The sequence below is a fragment of the Loigolactobacillus binensis genome, assembly GCF_005405165.1.
GTDB classification, from domain to species: Bacteria; Bacillota; Bacilli; order Lactobacillales; family Lactobacillaceae; genus Loigolactobacillus; species Loigolactobacillus binensis.
Map to the genome: position 1 here is coordinate 1 of NZ_BJDN01000080.1, position 586 is coordinate 586.

At 44.7% G+C, this 586-nt stretch carries 1 protein-coding gene; it reads left to right on the forward strand.

Annotated elements, in window-relative coordinates; genetic code table 11:
- Nucleotides 1-180 precede the first annotated feature (180 nt).
- On the forward strand, nt 181-438 hold the full coding sequence (locus FFM78_RS13675) for a TM1266 family iron-only hydrogenase system putative regulator (RefSeq protein ID WP_137638919.1): 258 nt from the start codon (nt 181-183) through the stop codon (nt 436-438).
- Nucleotides 439-586: the final 148 nt, after the last annotated feature.

Sequence of the window (586 nt, forward strand, 5' to 3'; positions counted from 1 at the left end):
TCACGAATTGAAGACCATCGGTTTTTTGTTCAGGCTCAAGGCACCAATAAACAGACGATGTACAAAAGAACGCCTTCACCGCTAGTATAACGGCAAAGGTGTTCTTTTCATAGATGGTTACGCGCGGCGGCCGCGCGGAGAGTTTTTTGTTAGGCTTTGCTGGGAAGGGATGGAAAAATTATGGAAACGCGAATTGCCGTTATCGGTATTATTGTGGAAGACATGGATTCAGTAGCAGAATTAAACGAAATATTACACGACTACAGCCAGTACGTGATCGGGCGGATGGGGATCCCTTATCTGAAGCGGGGAATCAACATTATCAGCGTCGCAGTTGATGCACCGCAGGATGCGATCAGTGCGTTATCTGGCAGTATTGGTCGTTTGACTGGTATCAGCGTGAAAACCGCGTATTCAAATGTGGTGAGTGAATCATGAGCACACAGAAGGCAGTAAAAAAAGAGACCGAAGGCATTTCTTTACTTTGGGCAGATTGCAAGAAATAACTTGAACAAATTTAGTAACGCAGATTACGCAAAAAGATCTCAATCGGTGTTCGCCAATTTAAACATTTGAGTGGTCGGGA